Source organism: Formosimonas limnophila (assembly GCF_014652675.1).
GTDB lineage: Bacteria > Pseudomonadota > Gammaproteobacteria > Burkholderiales > Burkholderiaceae > Hydromonas > Hydromonas limnophila.
This window is the reverse complement of the sequence record NZ_BMZG01000003.1, coordinates 1-20,631: the sequence shown is the minus strand read 5'-3', so window position 1 is coordinate 20,631 and position 20,631 is coordinate 1. Positions and strand designations below refer to the sequence as shown.

Annotated in this window: 16 protein-coding genes; 10 read left to right on the top strand and 6 right to left on the bottom strand. The window is 47.4% G+C overall.

Going from position 1 to position 20,631, the window contains the following annotated elements; translation table 11 throughout:
- The first annotated feature begins 175 nt into the window (after positions 1–175).
- The 10 genes from IE082_RS02935 (at position 176) to IE082_RS02890 (ending at position 13,015) form a co-directional block, all read left to right on the top strand.
- Entirely contained in the window at positions 176–2,611 is a 2,436-nt protein-coding gene (locus tag IE082_RS02935; protein WP_189491293.1) for an LPS-assembly protein LptD, read from the top strand.
- Positions 2,612–2,750: 139 nt separating this feature from the next.
- The gene (locus IE082_RS02930) at positions 2,751–3,728 is read left to right on the top strand and encodes a peptidyl-prolyl cis-trans isomerase (RefSeq protein ID WP_189491290.1); all 978 of its coding nucleotides are present in this window, start codon (positions 2,751–2,753) and stop codon (positions 3,726–3,728) included.
- Positions 3,729–3,858: 130 nt separating this feature from the next.
- The gene (gene pdxA, locus IE082_RS02925) at positions 3,859–4,902 is read left to right on the top strand and encodes a 4-hydroxythreonine-4-phosphate dehydrogenase PdxA (protein WP_189491287.1); all 1,044 of its coding nucleotides are present in this window, start codon (positions 3,859–3,861) and stop codon (positions 4,900–4,902) included.
- 135 nt (positions 4,903–5,037) lie between these two features.
- Positions 5,038–5,826, top strand: a complete 789-nt coding sequence (gene rsmA / locus IE082_RS02920) for a 16S rRNA (adenine(1518)-N(6)/adenine(1519)-N(6))-dimethyltransferase RsmA (RefSeq protein WP_189491284.1) — start codon at positions 5,038–5,040, stop codon at positions 5,824–5,826.
- 6 nt (positions 5,827–5,832) lie between these two features.
- Positions 5,833–8,043, top strand: a complete 2,211-nt coding sequence (locus tag IE082_RS02915) for a heavy metal translocating P-type ATPase (protein ID WP_189491280.1) — start codon at positions 5,833–5,835, stop codon at positions 8,041–8,043.
- Between the two features lie 7 nt (positions 8,044–8,050).
- Positions 8,051–8,209 (top strand): cbb3-type cytochrome oxidase assembly protein CcoS, encoded by a 159-nt coding sequence (ccoS, locus tag IE082_RS02910; protein ID WP_189491278.1) that lies wholly within the window; start codon positions 8,051–8,053, stop codon positions 8,207–8,209.
- Positions 8,196–8,573, top strand: coding sequence for an MmcQ/YjbR family DNA-binding protein (locus IE082_RS02905; protein ID WP_229809685.1), 378 nt, complete (start codon positions 8,196–8,198; stop codon positions 8,571–8,573). Before ccoS ends, IE082_RS02905 begins: the two co-directional genes overlap by 14 nt.
- Before the next feature lie 23 nt (positions 8,574–8,596).
- Positions 8,597–9,967: an aminopeptidase P N-terminal domain-containing protein gene (locus IE082_RS02900; RefSeq protein WP_189491276.1), complete on the top strand. Its 1,371-nt coding sequence runs from the start codon at positions 8,597–8,599 to the stop codon at positions 9,965–9,967.
- Position 9,968: 1 nt separating this feature from the next.
- The gene (locus tag IE082_RS02895; RefSeq protein WP_189491274.1) at positions 9,969–11,120 is read left to right on the top strand and encodes an FAD-dependent monooxygenase; all 1,152 of its coding nucleotides are present in this window, start codon (positions 9,969–9,971) and stop codon (positions 11,118–11,120) included.
- A 290-nt stretch (positions 11,121–11,410) separates the two neighbouring features.
- Positions 11,411–13,015 carry a DEAD/DEAH box helicase gene (locus IE082_RS02890; RefSeq protein WP_189491273.1) on the top strand — a complete coding sequence of 535 codons (1,605 nt, stop codon included), beginning with the start codon at positions 11,411–11,413 and terminating at the stop codon, positions 13,013–13,015.
- A gap of 54 nt (positions 13,016–13,069) precedes the next feature.
- Here the strand turns inward: IE082_RS02890 and tilS are convergent, their stop codons facing one another.
- The 6 genes from tilS to IE082_RS02860 all read right to left on the bottom strand — a co-directional run bounded on the left by tilS (position 13,070) and on the right by IE082_RS02860 (position 20,249).
- Entirely contained in the window at positions 13,070–14,344 is a 1,275-nt protein-coding gene (tilS, locus tag IE082_RS02885) for a tRNA lysidine(34) synthetase TilS (RefSeq protein WP_189491271.1), read from the bottom strand.
- Positions 14,322–15,281: an acetyl-CoA carboxylase carboxyltransferase subunit alpha gene (locus IE082_RS02880; protein ID WP_189491269.1), complete on the bottom strand. Its 960-nt coding sequence runs from the start codon at positions 15,279–15,281 to the stop codon at positions 14,322–14,324. Before IE082_RS02880 ends, tilS begins: the two co-directional genes overlap by 23 nt.
- A 396-nt stretch (positions 15,282–15,677) precedes the next feature.
- Positions 15,678–16,925: a BaiN/RdsA family NAD(P)/FAD-dependent oxidoreductase gene (locus tag IE082_RS02875; protein WP_189491266.1), complete on the bottom strand. Its 1,248-nt coding sequence runs from the start codon at positions 16,923–16,925 to the stop codon at positions 15,678–15,680.
- 100 nt (positions 16,926–17,025) lie between these two features.
- The gene (locus IE082_RS02870) at positions 17,026–18,795 is read right to left on the bottom strand and encodes an ArnT family glycosyltransferase (RefSeq protein ID WP_189491263.1); all 1,770 of its coding nucleotides are present in this window, start codon (positions 18,793–18,795) and stop codon (positions 17,026–17,028) included.
- 109 nt (positions 18,796–18,904) lie between these two features.
- Positions 18,905–19,327 carry a GtrA family protein gene (locus tag IE082_RS02865; protein ID WP_189491260.1) on the bottom strand — a complete coding sequence of 141 codons (423 nt, stop codon included), beginning with the start codon at positions 19,325–19,327 and terminating at the stop codon, positions 18,905–18,907.
- Positions 19,320–20,249, bottom strand: a complete 930-nt coding sequence (locus IE082_RS02860; protein WP_229809684.1) for a glycosyltransferase — start codon at positions 20,247–20,249, stop codon at positions 19,320–19,322. Before IE082_RS02860 ends, IE082_RS02865 begins: the two co-directional genes overlap by 8 nt.
- Between the last annotated feature and the right edge of the window lie 382 nt (positions 20,250–20,631).

The following is a 20,631-nucleotide window of genomic DNA, read 5'->3' as shown; positions in this document are numbered from 1 at the left end:
AGAGAGTCAGCGTTTCACACAAGGTTTGTGATAACCCACACAACAGAATCAGGTACAATGCCACGAATTGTATGCACAGAGTACAGCCAAACATGGCAAAGCTGGCATTTTACCCGAATAAAACCGCCATATCACTGGAATATCAAGGATATGATGGCTCAAAATCAATGGCTACATGACTGACACTCATTCTTTTACATTCCCACTCAAACCACTCGTTCGCGGCGTTCGGCGCGCGCTCGTGTTGTTATTTGGTGTGGTAGGCGCAATGGATGCTTATGCACAGGTGAGCATTGACACAGCCAAGCAAGATCCCAAAACATCTTCACAAACAACCACATCAGCCGCAAGCCAATCTACCTCTCAGGATAAAGCCACATCAAAGATTCAATTCCCCAATGAGCAAGCAAACAACCTGCCTTACTGTTCAGATATGGATGCGGCCGAGTTGAGAAAACAAACCATCGGCACCACCGTCGCACAATCAGACACACTGCGTGGCGTGATGAACGACATCATCACGCTCAGAGGTAAGTCTTGCGTCGTACGCGACGAAATGCGTTTGCAGGGTGACCAAATCGAGTACGTCTACTCATCGGAGGACGTCACTTCCACAGGCAATGCAGTCCTTCGCAACAAAAATGGGGATTTGGTCAAAGGCGATAAAATCAACTTTAACCTTTCAACCGAGACAGGACGCGCCTCTCCCGCTCAATACAACATCGCCTCGACCAATGGTCGCGGCACAGCAGAATCACTGGATGTCTTGTCCAGCAGACGCGCTCTCATGCGCGAAGCCTACTACACCACCTGTGTGGGTAACAATCCAGACTGGTATCTCAAAAGCAAGGCCATGTTGATTGATCAGGACAAAGACATTGGCGAAGGCGCTTCATCTGTTTTGATGTTCAAAAAAGTACCGATTCTGGCAACGCCCTACATTCAATTTCCTCTGGGTAATGCGCGCCGCTCTGGTTTCTTAGTACCCAGCTTAGGCGTGAGCACCAGCACAGGTGCTGATTTAACTGTCCCTTATTATTTCAACCTCGCGCCCAATTATGACTTAACCGTTTACCCGGGTGTCATGACCGACCGTGGCGCAAAACTGGGTGCAGAATATCGCTATCAAGCCAAGAAATACGGCGCAGGTTCGCTATACGGCAATTATGTATTGGATGACAAAAAGTACAATGGTGAGGATCGCTACTACTGGCGCGCAACACACGTCAGCACAGGACAGCTCGGCAAAGGATGGTGGATAGCCAGCATTGATGCACAAAAAGCGTCCGACAACGACTATATTGACGACTTTGACACCCGCGGACTGGACTCGTTTGAACGGGTTTTAAGCAGTGAGTACGCGTTGCAATACAACTTAGGCCGTTGGCAGGCTAAAGTGCGTTACAAGACCAATCAGGTACTACAAAACGCGAGCAACAGCGTTGACACCCCTTACGACTTCAAGCCTCAGCTGTCCTTAACAGGCTCTGAGCGTTGGGGCTCGTTGGTTGCCTCATTGGATGCTGAAAGCACTCGCTTCACACACCGTGACCAAGTCTCGCGCGCACAAGGGTGGCGACATGTGGTCTACCCAAGTTTACGCTACGAGATGCGTCGAGCAGGTTGGTTCATCACGCCCAAAGTCGGGATATATGCCACCAAATACGACTTAAGCTATGTACCAACAAACAGTTACGATAAAACAGCAAGTCGTGTCCTACCCATCATCAGCCTTGATTCTGGCTTAATTTTTGAACGCGAGGGTTTGAAGTGGTTGGGACAATCCGCCATACAAACCTTAGAACCGCGTCTGTATTATTTGCGTGTCCCATACAAAGATCAAAGTCAAATTTGGAACTTTGATTCTGCTTTGGCCGATTTTGACATGTCACGTATTTATGGTGAAAATATTTTCACAGGCCGTGACCGTATCTCCGAGGCCAATCAATTAACCAGCGGCATCACAAGCCGCGTGTTGTCTGACTCAACGGGTGAGGAGTTGTTTCAAGCCACCGTGGCACAGCGCCATTACTTCACAGATCAACGCGTCACTTTACCCAACGGTCAAATCAATACGCAACGACAATCAGACCTGCTCGTCTCCACATCTGGCAAAATGGCTAAAAACATTTGGATGGATGCCTCTGGCCAGTATAACTTTGACAGCAATCGATTGGTGCGCACTGACGCAGCCATTCGCTGGCAACCTGAAGCGCGTAAGGTCATCAACGCCGGCTATAGACGCAACCAGATCACTGATGTGCCAACACACACGGTGTACGCATCAGCCCAATGGCCTGTCAAATGGATTTCGCCGAATCTCTACGGTGTCGCGAAAGTCAATTATGATTTACAAGCGCATAAGCTGTCTGATGCAATCGTTGGCTGGGAATACGCCAAAGACTGCTGGGTATGGAGCGCTGTTGTGAAACGCTCTGTGAATGGTAATGGTCGCTACAACAATTCATACTACATGCAGCTTGAATTAAAAGGTTTTGCGGGATTGGGCAACAACCCAACTGATTTGCTAAATGAAAACATCACAGGCTACCAGCCCGCCCGATTTATAGACGAACCAAGCACAACGCAGCCCAGGCAGAATGACCGATAGTCCATAATGACTGCACAAAATGTTTTTACAGTCGGTGCTCATGCTCGAAATCGGTCAACGAAATCAGCACCTGCGTATTAATGGTTTAGAGTACGTTAGACGGGTGAACCACCTACATTTAAATTAAAGGAATCAAAACATGAGCCAATTGTTAAAACGTCTTTTACTGGTTGCATTAATCACACCAACTTTCGCTTTCGCGCAAGTGGCCGTTGACAAGGTGGTTGCCGTCGTTTCGGGTGAACCCGTCACACAGCGTGAAGTTAGCGACAAAGCAGCTCTTAACGCCCGCATCTGGGACTTGGAAGCAAAACAAGTCAAAGCAGACCCCAAAGCACCTGCCGAATTAAAAAACAGCAAAAAGCCAACAGCAGCAGAATTTCAAGCAGCAGCACTCAACGAAGTGTTACAAGACCGCGTCTTAATGAATCAAGCAAAAATCACGGGTATCACCTTGAGCCAAAACGACTTAGACAAGCAAATTGAAGCCGTCGCAAAAAGCAATGGTGCTCAAAACACAGAGGCATTTAAAGCCCGCATTATCAGCATCGATGGTCAAAAAGGCTGGGATGGCTTCGTACGAGACATGAGATACGAAATGACTGTTGCCCGTCTGCTCGAACGCGAAGTCGACAACAAAATCCAAGTTAGTGAAGCCGAAATCGACAAAATGCTCGAAGGCGCACCAGAGACCCAGCCCGTCGCTGTGGCCAGTCACTTATACATTGACGGTGTTGGTCCAAAATCTCAAGCAAAAATCAATGCCGCTAAAGCCCGTTTGAACAAAGGCGAAGACTTTGCCACTGTTGCAGCAGCTATGACCGAGCGAAAAGGCAGCGAAAAGCCTTATGAGACTTTTTTAACAGATGAGAGCATGAACCCTGCGATTCTCAAGGCATTGCAAACTCAAACTTTGGGTAGCGCTGGCAACGTTGTAAAAACCAGTAACGGCCTGTATCTATTCAACGTGACCGAGCGCAAAGACAAACCAGTTGACGCCATTGCTCGCCGCAAATACGTTCGTGAACTCATCAAACAAAGCAAAATTGATAGCGCGCAAGATGCTTGGATTAAAGAGACGCTTGAACGCAACAAATCATCGATTGTCATCAAATAACGAACAAACGACGTATCACAAGTCTCAACAGACATATGCCCATCAAACCGCCATTTGTGTATGGCGGTTTTTTTATCTCAAAACCATGATGGCTTTCGCTGAGGAACCCGCTTGATGGTAAAATAGCCGCATGACACACAACAAAATATCCGCCCCCCCTCATATCGCCATCACTACAGGTGAGCCAGCAGGAATCGGGGTAGAAGTATCCTTACGAGCAGCACTTCAATGGCATCAGGCAGGCCATACAGATGACGCGCCTTTGTTGTTCATCTCTGATATTTCAGTGTTGCGCCAGACAGCCGCTGACATGGGGCTCACCATGTTCTTCACAGAGAATCCTGCCCCTTCTTCCTCGCCTTTAGATGCCCCTACATTTCGTGTGTGCCATGTGCCACTGCACCAACCCGTGCAAGCTGGTGTGCTCAACGTTGCAAATGCCCCGTATGTACTGCAGCTACTCGATGAAGCCATCGCTGGCATTCAAAGAGGTGACTATGCCGCGATGGTGACAGCGCCTGTGCAAAAAAGCATCATTAATGAATCCCCCAATGTGCACGAAAAATTCATGGGACACACCGAATATCTGGCCGCACAAACCAATACAAAACAAGTCGTCATGATGCTGGCAGGTGGCGGTTTGCGTGTGGCACTGGCAACCACACATTTACCATTGGCCGAGGTGCCCGCCGCCATCACGGCAGGCTCTCTGCGCACCACCATCGAGGTTATATTAAAAGACCTGACTCATAAATTTGGTATTGCGAAACCAAGATTGTTGGTCACAGGGCTGAACCCTCATGCGGGGGAAGGTGGGCACATGGGACGTGAGGAAATTGATGTGATAGTGCCTGTATTGGCATCGTTTGTCCAAGCCGGCTATGATGTAAGAGGACCATATCCTGCCGACACCCTGTTTCAACCACGCTATTTGAATGATGCCGATGCAGTTTTAGCAATGTATCATGACCAAGGCTTGCCCGTGCTCAAGTACGCAAGCTTCGGTCATGGCATCAATATTACTTTGGGCTTGCCCATTATTCGCACATCAGTCGATCACGGAACAGCACTGGATTTGGCAGGTCAATATGTTGCTGATGCAGGCAGCATGTTTGCGGCCATCCAAGCCGCACACGACATGATGATTAGCCAGAAAAACTCTACAAAGATGTAAAAACAAGTCGCCCAATTTTTGAAAAACTCGCTAACGAGCCATTGCTTGGGTAAGCATCATATTTTACGCATTACTATTCAAACAAACTTTTAGAGAAACACCGCTTTAGCTCGTGTTTCTTGAACGAAAGCCTTTATGAGTCAACACATCGCGCGCAAGCGTTTCGGTCAAAACTTTTTACAAGACGGCGGCGTCATCGCCAACATCGTCAACGCGATTGATCCGCGCGATGGTGATTGTTTGATTGAAATCGGTCCAGGTTTGGCAGCATTAACTGAGCCGCTGCTCGAACGCATCAGCCACATGCACGCGGTGGAGCTGGATAGAGACTTAGTCACACGTTTGCAAAACCAATTTTCAAACACACAGCTCACCATCCACAGCCAAGACGCTTTGAAATTTGACTTCCTTAGCGTTGACCCCGAAAAAAAACCACGCAAAGTCGTTGGCAATTTACCCTACAACATTTCCAGCCCACTGCTTTTTCATTTGGCTGATTTCACACCCAACATCGATGTGCAAGTCTTTATGCTGCAAAAAGAAGTCATTGAGCGCATGGTGGCTGCCCCTTCTGAAAAAGCCTATGGACGCCTATCAGTCATGCTGCAATACCGATACGAGATGGAGCATTTATTCGACGTGCCGCCACATGCATTTATTCCAGCACCCAAAGTCACATCAGCTGTGGTGCGCATGTACCCACGACCTGTGTCTCAACTACAAGCAACAGACGAAGCCCATTTATCAAAATTGGTGGCTCAAGCTTTCTCACAACGGCGAAAAATGCTGCGCAACACGTTATCAGGCGTTGTCAGTTTGGTCCAGTTAGAAGCTTGCGATATTAAGCCAACCGCTCGTGCCGAAGAGTTGTCCGTAGCAGATTTTGTGCGCTTATCCAATTTCCTCGTCAACAACAACGAATAAGTACCCATGAGCCAAACTCTTTCTGAAAACCGTTTGCTGGACATCCGTTTGCGCTTGGCAGGTGTCGCCTGCGTGGCCTGTACGGATTTGATTGAGCAGGACTTAAAAACCGTTGATGGCATTCACAGCATTTCCGCGAACTATACGCTGCGCCGTGCTTTCATCCAAATTGATCCGAGCAGAACATCCGCGCAATCTTTGATTGAGCGCATCGAAAAACTCGGTTATCACGCTTACCCAGAACAACAGTCACAGACTTCAGAATCAGAAAAAAAACAAATTAAGCGTGAACTGCTTCGCCTGCTGGTCGCTCTACTCATGTTGATGCAAAGCATGATGTACATGTACCCGTTTTATACCAACAGCGAACACGAAATGGATGGGCAAATCATCAGTTTACTCAAATGGGCGAATCTCGTGATGACCCTGCCCGTCATGTTTTTCTGCGCCACACCGATATTTAAAGGAGCATGGGCGGAGCTTCGCTTAAAGCGACTGGGCATGGACACCCCGGTGTCTTTTGCGCTGATAGCCGCATTCATCGCCAGCGTTTATGCGACATTAACACAGTCGGGGCACGTCTACTTTGACTCCATCACCATGTTTGTCACGCTGTTGTTACTATCGCGCTACATTCAACTCAAAGCACTCACAAAAGCCTCAGCCTACTTAACCGAAGTACTCACGCACACTCAGCGATTCGCCGAAAAAATCCGTAACTACCCACAGGACAAAAGCGTCGCACTCATACCCGCACATGAACTTTACGTCGGTGATGTGGTGTTCATCGCCAGTGGCGAAACCGTGCCTGCAGACTCAGTGGTAATTGAGGGTCGCACAGCCTGCTCACAAGCATTGTTGACAGGTGAATCCGCCCCCATCAATAAATCCGAGGGCGACACGCTGTTGGCAGGCTCAACCAATGTCGAACAGGGCGTCTATGCACGGGTGACAGCAGAACGTGGCGCGAGCGAATTGGACGCTATAGAGAGACTGGCTCAGCAATCAGCGATGCACAAGCCTGAGCTAATGCAAGTCGCAGAGCAAGTATCACGCTACTTTTTATACGGACTGGTCGCTGTGTGTGTAATTGCTGCCGAATATTGGTATTTGGTCGATGCCTCACGTGTACTACCCGTTGTCATCTCAATACTCATCATCACCTGCCCTTGCGCTTTGGCATTGGCCATCCCGACGGTCATGACTGCGGCAGCCAGTGCATTAGCCCGACATCATGTACTGGCCATCAAGCCAGAGGCTTTAGAAAAGCTATCCAAAGTCACCACCTATGCTTTTGATAAAACCGGCACTCTGACCGAGGATGTCCAAACCTTAGAACGCATCGTGCTCACAGAGGCCGCCACACAAGACGATTGGAGTGATGACGAAGCACTTCAAATCGCAGCCACATTAGAGAACGCATCAAGGCACCCCATAGCTCTTGCACTGCGTAAAGCACTGCAAGCCAAGCAAATCCCCGAACGAGTCGATGACGTCTCGGAAATGGTGCTGCATGTGGGACAAGGTGTTACGGGTACGATTAATGGGCATCGTTATCGACTGGGAAAACCGCAGTTTGCCAGTGCAGATGTGTCTGACATTCCACAAGCGAGTGGACGCAGTGTCGCACTACTCGCCCTTGATGACGGCGCACCGATTGCATGGTTTATTTTATCTGATCAAACACGTTTGCACGCCAAACCATTGATACAAGCACTACAAAAAAGCAATGACGTCATTCTCATCAGCGGCGATAAAAGCGACGTGGTGCAGCCTTTCGCAAAAAGCATTGGAATTGAAGTCATCTACGCCAACAGTACGCCACTTGACAAGCTTGTCCGCATCAAAAATCTTCAAAAGCAAGGCCACATCGTCGCCATGACAGGGGACGGCATCAACGACGCTCCCGTACTGCAACAAGCCGACATCGCCATCGCCATGGGACATGGCAGTAGCCTCACACAAATGCAGGCCGACTTCATCGTCCAATCAGGTAATTTAAACGACGTCTACGCCATGCATGTTATTACTCAACGCACGCGCCGCCTGATGTGGCAAAATCTCGCATGGGCCGTTTTATACAACGCGATTGCCATACCGCTTGCGGTCACAAACAATGTGACACCACTCGCTGCAAGTATTGGCATGGCAGTTAGCTCACTGATTGTGGTGGGCAATGCGTTGCGCGTGCTGCGACCAATTAAATTTTTGGATTAAACATCGCATGGATATTTTATTTTTGCTCATTCCATTGAGCGTGATTCTGATATTTTTTGTGATTTACGGTTTGTGGTGGGCTGTCAACTCTGATCAGTTTGACAAACTCGATAAACAAGGACGCACCATACTTGACGATGAGGAGCGCAGTGATGACAAAAAATAACACTATGGGCATCGAAGATTGGCGTGCATTTTTTCTTTCCATGCCAGCAGCGATTGAGGATATGCCATTTGGTCCAGAAGTGCTCGTTTACAAAGTAGCGGGAAAAATGTTTGGTTTATTGGCATGGCAAGGCGAACCTTTATCAATGAACCTAAAATGTGAACCCAATCTCGCAATTGACCTACGCGCACAATACACAACCGTAACACCTGGCTACCATATGAACAAAAAACATTGGAACACCATCACCCTTGATGATACGGTATCAGATGATATGGTCAAAGATTGGCTGAGGGCATCTTACAATTTGGTCTGCCTATCCCTGCCGAAAAAAGTACAAAACGAGCTGCAATGTCGAACCTAAACACATCTCAGAAATAGCCAACCATGCACACAACGCCCTTACACCTACAAGCATTCAACCCTCAGCCATTTATAAACCGTCGCGATGAATTAATTAAGAAAATCAGTGCAGCGGGTGGCGGTGTGGCAATTATTCCAACCGCAGCTGAGACGCTGCGCAATGGTGATGCACACCACGATTTTCGCCCTGCGAGTTCGTTTTATTATTTGACAGGTTTTTGTGAGCCTGAGGCTGTATTGGTTCTGTCTGTCACAGCAAGTAAAACGCAAAGTATTTTATTTTGCCGTGAAAAAAACATTGAACGAGAAATATGGGATGGTTATCGCTATGGTCCTGAAGCGGCTCAAAAAGTATTCGCCATGGATGCGTGTCATGCCATCGATCAGCTCAATCAAATCCTGCCAACCTTACTCAATCATCAAACCCGCATCTTCGCCCCACTAGCACAAAACACACCATTAGATGCCATCATTACGCAAGCCTTAAATCAATCACGGGCAGCTACACGAAGTGGCGCAACAGCACCAACGCAATGGCACGACATCGATGCACTGATTCATGAGGCACGCTTGGTTAAAGACGCCACTGAAACAGCATGGCTACACGCAGCAGGCCGCATTTCTGCTCAAGGCCATGTGCGTGCCATGCAAGCCTGCCGTGCAGGTTTACGTGAAACAGATTTAGAAGCTGAAATCCTCTACAGTTTTGCCAAAGACGGAGCACAACATGCCGCTTACAGCAGCATTGTCGCTGCAGGTGCAAATGCCTGTGTGCTGCACTATCGTGCGGGTCATTCGGTATTGAACGATGGCGACCTGTGCCTGATTGACGCTGGTGCAGAATACGGTTTTTATGCAGGAGACATCACACGAACCTTTCCTGTGAAAGGTCGTTTTTCGACTGCACAAAAAGCTGTGTACGAAGTGGTATTGACCGCACAGAATGCGGCCATCGCCGCCACTCGTGCTGGTGCCAACTTCATGGCACCACACGATGCGGCACTTGAGGTATTGGTTGACGGCATGCTCGATTTGAAACTGCTCGATAAACAGCAGGTCGGCACACGTGAAGACGTCATTGCAAGTGGCGCCTACCGCGAGTTTTACATGCACCGAACCAGCCACTGGATTGGCTTGGACGTTCATGATGTGGGCGCTTACAGCGAGGGGCAAACCGAAAGCCAACAACCGATTTGGCGCACACTACAATCAGGTATGGTCTTGACGATTGAACCAGGGCTTTACATACGCCCTGCCAAACACATTCCTGAACAATACTGGAATATTGGCATCCGCATTGAAGACGACGCGATAGTCACCGACAGCGGGTGCGAGCTCACCACTCGAGATGTGCCTGTCACCGTCGCAGACATTGAGCATCTCATGAAAGGTTGACATGTCGCTCACCGAAAACATCCCCGTCATCATTGGCGCAGGTCCCGTTGGCTTAGCGTTTGCAATCATGCGTGCACGTGCCAATGCACCTGTTTTGGTCTTGGACAAACAACCATACCCGCCAACACACACCGACAAACGCAGCTTGGCACTATCACAGGGCAGCGTTGCTCTGTTGGAGTCGCTTGGATTGCCTTTATCACGACTCACACACGCCCCAATTCACCACATCCACATTAGCGAGCAAGGCGCTTGGGGGCATACTCAACTACACCGCCATATCGAACAAGTACCGCAGCTCGGGGTTGTGGTGCGCTATGCAGATTTGTTGGCGCAGCTCAATGCACTGGTTGCTCAGCACCCGCAGATTCAGATGGTTCGCCCCATTCAGGTGCTTGCCTGCACTCAGGTCAACGAGCACATTCAGTTGCAGCTTTCTGACGCTTCTCAACTGACTCACAGCATCAACGCGCCGTATGCCGTTCACGCCGAAGGCGGTTTGTTTGAGCCAAACGCAACACATCGCGTCCGTGATTATCGACAATCCGCCATCGTCAGCAATGTCCAACTGGCCAAGCCAAAACCCGCATGGGCGTGGGAACGTTTCACACCGAATGGCCCTTGTGCTTTATTGCCCACCAGTGCCGACGGACTTCACTTCAATTTGGTGTGGTGTTTACCCACCCAAGAAGCGCGGCATACTCAATCCCTTGACGAAGCGGCATTTCTCACTCAAATCAATCAGCAAATCGCTCATCTCACGGGGTCAATCATTCACGCAGAATCTCGCCATGCGTTCGCACTCGGTTTGCGCCAAAACCACCACAACAGCCCTTATCAATGCAGCATCGGCAATGCAGCACAAACGCTACACCCCGTTGCGGGGCAAGGGTTCAATCTCGGGCTGCGTGATGCGTACGAATTAAACCATCGACTTAACAATGCCAGCAGTACCGCACAGGCTTTAATCAGTCTGAGTCACCATCGACAACATGACCGCCGTCTCACCACCGCCATCACCGATGGCATGGCAAGGGGCTTCACCGTTGACTTTGGTTTGTCACACGTCCGCAGCTTGGCTTTTTCGGTCATTAATGCACAGCCGTGGTTAAAAAGCCGCATTGCACAACAATTTATGTACGGTTTACGTTGATTCACAGAAATAAATCGGGCATTTATGACAAAACCCAGTTATAATCGCGGTCTGCCATCAACAATAATTAGAAATCAGTCGTTGACTCTTTTCAGGGCGCAAGCAACATCAGCCCCTTTCAAATGATTTTTTTCTTCCCACTGGCTCGATACATGCAGCCAGTCATATTTCATCGCTTTAATGTGTTGTCATTACAATTGCTTGATGGTCTCGATGACCACGTAGGTTTTTAAACCCGCGTTGTCTTTTTTAAACGATGAGCCAACCGCTCATCCACCATTAGGTACATCATGACCACATCATTCGTTAAAATGGGGTTGAACCCCCAATTATTAGTCGCGCTCGAACAACTCGGGTTTTCTGACGCCACGCCAGTCCAAGCAGCACTCGTGCCAAAAGCACTCGAAGGCGGCGACTGGATTGTCAGTAGTCAAACAGGCAGCGGCAAAACTGCAGCATTCCTCCTACCAATGCTCGAACTCGTTTTCCAAAAGAAAGCCGAGCAAATCAAGCAATCACCGACCGCACCTTGGACACTCGTTCTGTGCCCCACACGTGAACTCGCCCAACAAGTCGCCAACGATGCCATCAACCTCGTTAAAGGCGCTAAAGGTGTGCGTATTGCCACGGTCACGGGCGGCGCATCATACTACGTTCAACGCAAAAACATCAATGGCGCACAACTCATCGTCGCCACCCCAGGTCGTTTGCTCGATTTAGCGCAATCAGGCGCGATTGATTTGTCACAAGTTGAATTACTCACACTCGATGAAGCGGATCGCATGCTTGACTTTGGTTTTTCAGAAGAAATTCAAGCCATCGCTGGCAAATGCAGCAACCGCGAACAAACCCTCATGTTCTCAGCCACATTCACCCCACGTGAAACACGCTTGGCAGCTGACCTCATGAGCAATCCTCAGCGCGTTACCATCGACAGCGCAACCGAAAAACACACCAACATCACCCAGCATCTGCACTGGGTTGACAACTCGCATCACCAAAACCAATTGCTCGCGCACTGGCTCAAAGACGAATCGCTCGACCAAGCGGTGATTTTTTCCAACACGCAAATCGATGCAGAACGTCTGGCCGCTGAGCTTGAAAAACAAGGCTATCTCGCCGCAGCACTGCACGGTGGTATGCCACAAAACGTGCGTAACCGCCGTTTGGATGCCCTGCGCAAAGGTCGCACCAAAATTCTCGTGGCCACTGACGTTGCGGCTCGTGGGATTGACGTTCCGACGATCACCCACGTATTCAACTTCGGTTTACCAATGAAAGCCGAGGACTACGTGCATCGCATTGGTCGTACAGGTCGTGCGGGTCGCAATGGTACAGCGATTACCTTTGCTCAGTTCTCTGATGGTCGCCGTTTGCGTGAAGTCGAGTTTTACACCAAACAAAAATTCATCCCGAAAGTCATCGAAGGTTTAGAACCACAAAACAAACCCGAAGACTACGCTCGCGCCAGTAAGCCACGTGGTGGCAATCGCAACGGCTCAAGCCGCGGCTACGGCCCATCCAATGCAAGTGGCGGCTATCGTGGCGAACAACGCAGCTACGGCAATGGCGGTGGCAATACCGGCAGTCGCAGTGGCATCGGCAATCCACGCAGCCACAGCGAACGCACCAATGAATCACGTCCGGTGCGCGATGGCTTCCCAGGTCAAACACGCCGCGCGGATGCTGCTGCACCTGCATGGGCTAAAAACGAACGCCCACAACGCCGCGAAAGCCACAATGGCGCAGCAACTGCAGAGCGCGGCTTTTATGGTCGCAAAACCGATGGCAGCCCAAGCAGCCAACGTCCACGCAGCCACGATGGTCAGCAACGCACCAGCAATGGCGGTAACGGTGGCAACAGCCGTCCACAGCGTTCACGCAGCGGTTATTGATTTACAAGCTGTCTGAGGTTCACATAAAAAATCCCGCTTTTTAAGCGGGATTTTTTATCTCACATCGCCAACCCCCACCACATGCACCAGTCGCTCACCATCATAAATCAGCGGCAATTGAGTCCGCAACATCGGTGCAACACCACTCATGAGATACAAGTCTTTCAATGACTTATGCGGTCGGCTCAGGCTTAACCGTGCACGCTCACCGCCAATTCGGGTACGCAACTCATAGCCGTTCGCTTGAACCCATTGCGCCAATTCGTCCGTCAAAAACCATTGCCCTTCTGGCAACAACCGTGCAGCCAACCAATGGCCTTGAAACTTGGCAAAGCCCACATCCTCTGGATGCCGCCAGCACATCTGGACGTCTTCTCTCGTATTGGTGAGTTGTTTGATTAGCTCGCTCAAAGACGCTTTACTGGGCATAGACAAGCCCAACTGTGCAAACCATTGGCGCAGCAGCAGTGCGATTTGTTCAGGCGTGTATCGCAACGAATCGAATGCACGCATACGAGACAGCTCGCCAATCTCCGCTCGATGTGGTACAGCTTGACTCTTTAGAACCACCATTGCCCAGTCTGATTCATGCGCATGCTGCGCTTGGGCATGGGCAATCTCATTTAAAATACTTAATCGTTGCTCATCTGTGAGGGGCATATCTCGCAAAGTCGCACGTAAGGCATTGCGTGCAAAACGCACATCGTCATTTGATGGGTCATGAGCATAGACGAATCCTGCCTCACTGGCATAAGTCGAGATGCAAGCACGTGTCACGTTCAGCCAAGGTCGTCGCCACAACACCCCGTGTTTTTCAAAGTATGCAGGCATCGCAGACAAACCACGCACCCCCGCACCACGCGCTTTTTGCAAGAGATACGTTTCGATTTGGTCATCTTCGTGCTGCGCCAACCAAACCTGCGACACGCCATGCACTTTAGCCATCTCGGCCAATGCCTCATAACGCCCTCGCCGCGCCCAATCCTCAATACTTTGTGCCGAAGCCCGCTCTCGCGGGTTTAAATAACGGAAGTCGAACGAAATCCCCAACTGCGCACAAGTATCTCGCACCAAAACCACCCATTCATCCGCCACACTTTGCAAACCATGATGAACATGAAAAGCCATCACACCAACGTTCCGTTCACGCGCCACACAGGCGACGGCATGCAAAAGACTCATTGAGTCCAAACCACCACTGACCGCCACCGCCAGAACGCCATTAGGCATCACATCAGCCACAGCACGCAGTAAAAACGCGGTGCTGCCATCGCAGTCACCGCGTTTGTCTGTTGCTTCAACGACATTATTTTTCAGCGTATTTGCCATAATCCATGAGTCGGTTCATGCGTAATTCGAGCAACTCTTTAATCGACACGCTTTGTGCTTCAATCAATGCGTCGGCCAACGAGCGTTTGAGCATTTGCGCCATGTGTTTCGGATCGCGGTGTGCGCCACCAATCGGTTCACTGACGATTTTATCAATCAAGCCGAGCTGCTTGATGCGCGGCGCAGTCAAACCCAAAGCCTCAGCGGCTTCAGAGGCTTTGTCCGCGCTTTTCCACAAAATCGAGGCACAACCTTCGGGCGAAATCACAGAGTAGGTTGAGTATTGCAACATCATCACGCAGTCCGCCACCGCAATCGCCAAAGCACCGCCAGAACCGCCTTCACCAATGATGGTGGTGATAATCGGCACATTGAGCTTAGCCATTTCAAATAAATTGCGACCAATCGCTTCAGACTGACCACGCTCCTCAGCACCAATCCCAGGATATGCACCGGGCGTATCGACAAAAGTAAACACAGGCAACTTGAACTTCTCCGCCACTTTCATCAATCGCAGTGCCTTACGATAGCCCTCAGGACGCGGCATACCAAAGTTACGCAGTGAACGCTCTTTGGTATCACGGCCTTTTTGGTGACCAATCACCATACATGCTTGCCCATCAAAACGCGCCAAGCCACCGACAATCGACAAGTCGTCCGCATACGAGCGGTCACCATGCAACTCATGAAAATCGGTGAAAATTTCGTTCACGTAATCTTGTGTATAAGGTCGCTGCGGGTGACGCGCGACTTGAGAAACTTGCCATGACGAGAGTTTACTATAGATATCTTTGGTCAACTCGTCGCTTTTTTTCTTTAATCTGCTGATTTCTTCAGAGATATCGACGGCTGAGTCGCTCTGCACCAAGCGCAGCTCTTCAATTTTTCCTTCTAAATCCGCAATGGATTGCTCAAAGTCTAAAAATGTTATGCGCACATCTGTCTCCTGCGGTTCATATAGACGGGCATTTTACCAAAGGATGGGCAGATGCGCCATGATTAAAACAACCATTACCAGACTATTACCCACACGCCCGTTCGTTTTTAGCAGATTTAAAGCCCCACGCTTCACCAACACTTCACACGCCCACATGCACCGCACACATCCATCATCTACCAAAACCACACAATCCCCTTAACCCTTGGAGAAACCCATGAAAATCCCCCAGTTTAGCCATCAAAATTGGCATGCTGCTCTTCCTTGTTCTGCTGCTGCAACTACCGAGTAACATGCTCTCAAGCCTCTGATCAGCCCTCATTTCAACGGACAGTTTAAGCAGCAATTTTAGCTGCTGCGGATTCAAATTTTACAGGACTATGGTACAAATCAACGCTAAAGTTTATCAGATACCGCCATCCCCGCTGCCATACCTGACGCCCACGCCCACTGAAAATTATATCCACCCAGCCAGCCCGTCACATCCATGACTTCACCGATGAAATACAAACCTTTTTGTAAGCGCGATTCCATAGTTTGATTATTGATTTCTTTGACTGCGACGCCACCGCGCGTCACTTCTGCTTTTTTATAACCTTCTGTGCCGCTCGGTTTGAGTGTCCATGCATTTAAACTCGCGGCCAATTCACGCAACACTTTATCCGAGACATCCGCCCACTTGTGCTTTGCATACGGCGCGAACGCTGCTTGCTCGAAGCTGTGCTGAAGCAATCGCTTGGGTAAATTTGGGGCGAGCTGCGTCAGTGCAGTATCGAGCTGCATGCGACTGCCCACTTTGCCTTGGCGTAAAGCTTTTTCTAAATCCACGTCGGGACACAAATTCACACGAATCGACTCGCCTTGCTGCCAGTAATTAGAAATCTGCAAAATCGCAGGCCCTGTCAAACCCTTGTGGCTAATCAGAAAATCCTCATCAAACGCCATGGCTTTTTTGCCCTCGCCCGCACTCACGCGCACAGGCAACGCCACGCCAGCCAAAGCATTCCAGCCGTCCTGCGCCCAGTTTCCAAACGTCAAAGGCACCAACCCCGGCGATAATTCAGTCACCGTATGCCCAAACTGCCTAGCCACTTCATAGCCAAAACCCGTCGCGCCAATCGCAGGAACGCTCAAACCGCCCGTCGCGATGATAAGGTTCTGACAACGCCACACACCCGCCGTCGATGTGTCCACCTCAAAGCGCGCGCCGCTGTCTTCATTAAGCAATCGAATGTTTTTCACCGCGCAATTTGTACGCCACTCAACCTTGCCCGCCGCACACTCGGCACGCAGCACGTCAATCACATCATTAGCCGAATCATCGCAAAACAACTGTCCTTTGTGCTTCTCGTGAAACGTCACCCGATGCATTTTTAATAACTGCACGAAGTCTTTGGCCGTGTAATGCGCCAACGCAGGCCGCACAAAACGCGGATTCTGTGAAATAAAATACTTCGACGCATCACCACCATCGAGCGCGACATTCGTGAAATTACAGCGCCCACCGCCCGAAATGCGGATTTTTTCACCGATTTTAGATGAATGGTCAATCAACAAAACTGACGCGCCGCGCTGCCCAGCAACAGCAGCAGCCATCATGCCTGCTGCGCCTGCGCCTATGATTAGGGTATGTGTTTGACTCATATTACATTTTCAGCTGGTAGGCCGCCCCTGCCCCCCAAGAGCCAATGTACGATTAATACACATTATCTAAGTTCGTTCTACTTGCATGAGGACGTCGACATCATTTAACTAAATACAGCTGAGCATCTCCCGTATCTAAAAGTAACTTAAAATAATCTTTAAAATCAGATCGAGAAGTAATTGATTGGCTGTTTCTTTTGTTCGATAAAATTAATGAGTTTGCATGTAATGCTTTTATTTTATTAGAAAGCTCTGGAGTACTGAGTTTTAAAAAATCTTGGTAGCGATATGGACCAAATACTTCTCCGAGTGTACCCCGTGGCAAATAATACACATCTGACTCTAAACCTATTTGTACTGACCTATATTCAGGATGCTTTTTTAAGAAAAGACCTATCTCATATGAATGTATACGATTTTTTAAAAAACTATCACGTGCTTGTTGTGTTCCAGGTATGTTTTTTAAAAGATGACCACAATACAACAATGTCATCAATAAAATAACAACTGATGTCAGTTGTTTTATTTTTTCTGCTTTGTTATCTAACCATAATTGGTACCTGATATTCAAGCGTTGACGGCTGTTTTTCAACAAACTGTATATGGAGTTTGCTGAGAATATACTCAAAAAAGGGAATGCTGGGATCAAATATCGAGCATAGTGTGACGTAAAATACCAGCTTACACAGGCATAAATGCAAAATATACTCATGGCTTTAATGGGAACCTGTAACGGTTTAGAGCAGAATACTAAAAATAACAACGCTGGCCACAAAGCAACATTAGGCCATCCAGTAACCTTTCTAATGTCAGCCATTTGATTTTCCATGTCTGTAGCGTTCCAAGAGTGATAACCAAAAATGGATCCTGCTAAGGGTTCAATAGGATTGCCTGCCAAAATGTAGTTGCGTACATACCAATAAGCGCAAGGCAATGAAAACAAAAGTACACAAAAAATCAACTGCTTAGGTCTAGTGTAAAGTTTGGATGCAAAAAATAGAAATGCTAGAAGCGGCAAATAAATCACGGCTTGATATTTTATTCCTACTGCAATACCGATTAAAAAAGCACCAATATACATAAGTATGATATGGTTTTTCCGATAACCAAAATAGACAGAAACAAAGCCAAAAAAAATGAACATAGTTAAGCCAAGCTCAACATAAGCATTCGCGTAAAGTCTATTAAGTGAAAATATAAAAATTAGAGTTGCTAAAAGTGCGGTGTATTTATCAAAGAAAGCAAAACCTAAGCGATAAATGCCGATAATAGTTAATCCTGCTGCACTTGCATGAATGAGATGAGGCAGAATATCATTGTCAAAAACAAGGCTGGCCGCGTACAATAAGTTAAAATTATATGGAAAATACGGGTAGCGTATCCAAGGGTTAATAGTGAGCGAGCCAGTCTTTGCCCACTCTTTAGCATGTGGTAAGTGGTACATGACCTCATCCCATCTATAAGGTGGGAATTGGCTGCTAATAAACAATAGTACGAACATCAAAACGATAATGCTCAATATTAAACCATCTCTTTTTAATTGACGAAGGAGCTTTGCAATTGATGCTAACAAATGACTCGCCTTATCTTTCGATGAAAAGACACATATAAGCAATCCAAAAAAAATCACCAGCAAAAGATAATGTACATTGAACAACCCCAAAATGCTTAATAATTGACAAATCACAATAAAAATACCCATCCCTAACGAAATTGTTAAGCAACGAGCAAAAATATCATCAAATCCAAATAAAACAGAACTTCTTTTTGAAATGATTATTCCCAACCCATAACAGCTAAATAAAAAAATAGTCAAAAAAATGAGATTGATACTGATAAAAATAGTTGTATTGATTATGTTGATTATCATGGCAATCCAATTTGTTGATGGCCTTAGGTGTAAGATTTAACCGCGTTATTTACAGTTAGTTTGATTAAAGTAAATTTGTAGTGTTCGAAAGAGTCAAAAGCTAACAAGCTCAAAATAAGTGGTCATTTTTAATCACTTTTTTAAACGCAATATGTTTGGCAAAGAAAAAATTAAAGAGCATTGCAACAAGTGAACCGACAATAAATGAAATAAAAATAGACGTCTCATTTACTTTTATAAGAAACAAAAGTGTTGAAAATGTCGAAAAGTTAATCAACATGCCCAAAGACTGTGCTAGAAAATACGTAGGTAAGGTAACAATTTTAACTGACGTATTGTTTTGTTTAAACGTAAATCGGGCATTTAGCCACCACGTCACTAAACAAGCCACACCAAATGCCACAATCCGCACTACATGAACATATGAAACATAAAGAGAGAGCGAATAAAAGACGACGTAGTCAACCACAAAACCAACGGCACCCACACAGGCAAACATAGCAAATTGAGAATTCCACAGCCACTTAATCATTGATAAGCTTATGCTCAAAATCAAACTTTTGGTGGTGACTAATTGCATCTAATATCAAACCAACACCTACCAATAGCATTGCTACTATACCCAAACCTGCAGATAAAATGGCCAATGGCACATGATAAATATGCTGATACTTCAGCCAATCTTCAAACACAGGAATAGAAGCCATTAAACTCGCCACAACAAAAAGAAAAGATAAAAAACTAAAGAATACAAAGGGTTTATAATGCCGGAAAATTTGAAAAATTGTTGCGAGCACACGGAAACCATCAGAAAAAGTATTTAATTTAGAAAAGCTACCTTCAGGTCTATCTTTGTAGTCAATATTCACCTCAGAAATTGCAAAACGCTTATCCAATGCATGTAACGTCACTTCAGTTTCAATCTGAAAACCATCTACCATAATTGGGTAGTTTTTAACAAACTCCCGACTAAAAGCACGATAACCGCTCATAATATCGTTAAGTTTCGAATTAAATAATCTATTAACCAACAATTTAACTAGATTATTACCAAAACCATGAAAGGAGCGCTTATTCTCTTTAGCGTAGTGCCCCTCAGAGTGACGATCGCCGACTACCATGTCTGCCGTGCCATTGATAATTGGCGAAATTAATGCATGGACATGGCGTGCTGGATATGTACAGTCTGCATCAACCATCACATATACATCTGCCTCAATTTCTTTAAAAGCACGCCTGACAGCCATTGCCTTACCTTGTCTAATTTCAGTAATTACTTGCCCTGCAGCATTAAGTTCGGCTATTTTTTTGCAAGCCAATTCTGCAGTATCATCAGAAGAGTTATTGTTGATGACCACTAGTTGGGCCATCGGTAGTTCGTCATAAAACTCTTGCAAAACAGCTTGAATCGTCACGGACTCGTTGTATGCGGGGATAATCACAGCTATTTTCATAAAAATCATCCGTTATTAGGGCTGAAAAATTATATAAGGCAATCAGATTTTCTGCTTAAGAATAGTTGCAGAATTTGCATTATAGACTGTGACGACTTGATTTTCTATTGATGCTGCTCTAAAAAACCGTGGCTTGTTAAAGAATCGAATATTTTTCGCCGCGCATCACTAAGAGCTGTAGACAAGTTTTTTAAAAATGATTCTTTACTGAGCGATACCCTCGTTTTTCTTCCTGATCTGAGTTATTGTTTTGGCTGACGTCCTCCCGCAAGTGTATTCAGTTTAAGTTAGAAACTTCAAGCGGCATATTGTGTTAAAAAAGCTTTTGCAAACAATGCTGGCGGTATGCCGCCCAGTGCTGAATGCGGTCGGAACAAGTTGT